General features: G+C 52.8%; 2 rRNA genes. Both read right to left on the bottom strand.

Annotated elements, in window-relative coordinates:
* Positions 1-40: 40 nt before the first annotated feature.
* Positions 41-156, bottom strand: a 5S ribosomal RNA gene (rrf, locus tag IM284_RS20015).
* A 67-nt stretch (positions 157-223) separates the two neighbouring features.
* A 23S ribosomal RNA gene (locus IM284_RS20010) occupies positions 224-3,128 on the bottom strand.
* Between the last annotated feature and the right edge of the window lie 112 nt (positions 3,129-3,240).

Here is a 3,240-nt window from a genome sequence, read left to right as displayed (position 1 = left end):
AGAGAGACGATTTTCAGCCTGATACAGATTAACAGAATTTGCCTGGCAGTTCCCTACTCTCACATGGGGAGACCCCACACTACCATCGGCGCTACGGCGTTTCACTTCTGAGTTCGGCATGGGGTCAGGTGGGACCACCGCGCTAAAGCCGCCAGGCAAATTCTGTTAATCTGTATCAGGCTGAAAATCGTCTCTCTCACCGCCAAAACAGCTTCGGCGTTGTAAGGTTAAGCCTCACGGTTCATTAGTACCGGTTAGCTCAACGCATCGCTGCGCTTACACACCCGGCCTATCAACGTCGTCGTCTTCAACGTTCCTTCAGGAGACTTAAAGTCTCAGGGAGAACTCATCTCGGGGCAAGTTTCGTGCTTAGATGCTTTCAGCACTTATCTCTTCCGCATTTAGCTACCGGGCAGTGCCATTGGCATGACAACCCGAACACCAGTGATGCGTCCACTCCGGTCCTCTCGTACTAGGAGCAGCCCCCCTCAATTCTCCAGCGCCCACGGCAGATAGGGACCGAACTGTCTCACGACGTTCTAAACCCAGCTCGCGTACCACTTTAAATGGCGAACAGCCATACCCTTGGGACCTACTTCAGCCCCAGGATGTGATGAGCCGACATCGAGGTGCCAAACACCGCCGTCGATATGAACTCTTGGGCGGTATCAGCCTGTTATCCCCGGAGTACCTTTTATCCGTTGAGCGATGGCCCTTCCATTCAGAACCACCGGATCACTATGACCTGCTTTCGCACCTGCTCGAGCCGTCACTCTCGCAGTCAAGCTAGCTTATGCCATTGCACTAACCTCCTGATGTCCGACCAGGATTAGCTAACCTTCGTGCTCCTCCGTTACTCTTTGGGAGGAGACCGCCCCAGTCAAACTACCCACCAGACACTGTCCGCAACCCGGATTACGGGTCCACGTTAGAACACCAGCCATTAAAGGGTGGTATTTCAAGGACGGCTCCACGCAGACTGGCGTCCACGCTTCAAAGCCTCCCACCTATCCTACACATCAAGGACCAGTGTTCAGTGTCAAGCTATAGTAAAGGTTCACGGGGTCTTTCCGTCTTGCCGCGGGTACACTGCATCTTCACAGCGAGTTCAATTTCACTGAGTCTCGGGTGGAGACAGCCTGGCCATCATTACGCCATTCGTGCAGGTCGGAACTTACCCGACAAGGAATTTCGCTACCTTAGGACCGTTATAGTTACGGCCGCCGTTTACCGGGGCTTCGATCAAGAGCTTCGCGTTGCCGCTAACCCCATCAATTAACCTTCCGGCACCGGGCAGGCGTCACACCGTATACGTCCACTTTCGTGTTTGCACAGTGCTGTGTTTTTAATAAACAGTTGCAGCCAGCTGGTATCTTCGACTGATTTCAGCTCCGTCCGCAGGGACTTCACCTACATATCAGCGTGCCTTCTCCCGAAGTTACGGCACCATTTTGCCTAGTTCCTTCACCCGAGTTCTCTCAAGCGCCTTGGTATTCTCTACCTGACCACCTGTGTCGGTTTGGGGTACGATTTCGTGTTACCTGATGCTTAGAGGCTTTTCCTGGAAGCAGGGCATTTATCACTTCAGCACCGTAGTGCCTCGTCATCACGCCTCAGTGTTAAAGTGAACCGGATTTGCCTGGAACACACACCTACACGCTTAAACCGGGACAACCGTCGCCCGGCTGACATAGCCTTCTCCGTCCCCCCTTCGCAGTAACACCAAGTACAGGAATATTAACCTGTTTCCCATCGACTACGCCTTTCGGCCTCGCCTTAGGGGTCGACTCACCCTGCCCCGATTAACGTTGGACAGGAACCCTTGGTCTTCCGGCGAGCGGGCTTTTCACCCGCTTTATCGTTACTTATGTCAGCATTCGCACTTCTGATACCTCCAGCATGCCTCACAGCACACCTTCAACGGCTTACAGAACGCTCCCCTACCCAACAACGCATAAGCGTCGCTGCCGCAGCTTCGGTGCATGGTTTAGCCCCGTTACATCTTCCGCGCAGGCCGACTCGACCAGTGAGCTATTACGCTTTCTTTAAATGATGGCTGCTTCTAAGCCAACATCCTGGCTGTCTGTGCCTTCCCACATCGTTTCCCACTTAACCATGACTTTGGGACCTTAGCTGGCGGTCTGGGTTGTTTCCCTCTTCACGACGGACGTTAGCACCCGCCGTGTGTCTCCCGTGATAACATTCTTCGGTATTCGTAGTTTGCATCGGGTTGGTAAGCCGGGATGGCCCCCTAGCCGAAACAGTGCTCTACCCCCGAAGATGAATTCACGAGGCGCTACCTAAATAGCTTTCGGGGAGAACCAGCTATCTCCCGGTTTGATTGGCCTTTCACCCCCAGCCACAGGTCATCCGCTAATTTTTCAACATTAGTCGGTTCGGTCCTCCAGTTAGTGTTACCCAACCTTCAACCTGCCCATGGCTAGATCACCGGGTTTCGGGTCTATACCCTGCAACTTAACGCCCAGTTAAGACTCGGTTTCCCTGCGGCTCCCCTATACGGTTAACCTTGCTACAGAATATAAGTCGCTGACCCATTATACAAAAGGTACGCAGTCACACCACGAAGGTGCTCCCACTGCTTGTACGTACACGGTTTCAGGTTCTTTTTCACTCCCCTCGCCGGGGTTCTTTTCGCCTTTCCCTCACGGTACTGGTTCACTATCGGTCAGTCAGGAGTATTTAGCCTTGGAGGATGGTCCCCCCATATTCAGACAGGATACCACGTGTCCCGCCCTACTCTTCGAGTTCACAACCTGTGCATTTTCGTGTACGGGACTGTCACCCTGTACCGTGCGACTTTCCAGACGCTTCCACTAACACACAAGCTGATTCAGACTCCGGGCTGCTCCCCGTTCGCTCGCCGCTACTGGGGGAATCTCGGTTGATTTCTTTTCCTCGGGGTACTTAGATGTTTCAGTTCCCCCGGTTCGCCTCGTTAACCTATGTATTCAGTTAACGATAGTGTGTCGAAACACACTGGGTTTCCCCATTCGGACATCGACGGGTCAAAGGTTCATATCACCTCGCCGTCGCTTTTCGCAGATTAGCACGTCCTTCATCGCCTCTGACTGCCAGGGCATCCACCGTGTACGCTTAGTCGCTTAACCTCACAACCCGAAGATGTTTCACTTCTGATTGCGAAAATTTGAGAGACTCGAACACACCATTAAAGATGTGTCGTTTCAATTTTCAGCTTGATCCAGATTTTTAAAGAGCAAA

Origin of the sequence: Enterobacter cloacae complex sp. P12RS (genome assembly GCF_014895875.1) — a bacterium.
Classification (GTDB): domain Bacteria; phylum Pseudomonadota; class Gammaproteobacteria; order Enterobacterales; family Enterobacteriaceae; genus Enterobacter; species Enterobacter bugandensis.
The sequence above is the reverse complement of the archived record's forward strand: the minus strand, read 5'-3'. Positions and strand labels throughout refer to the sequence as shown.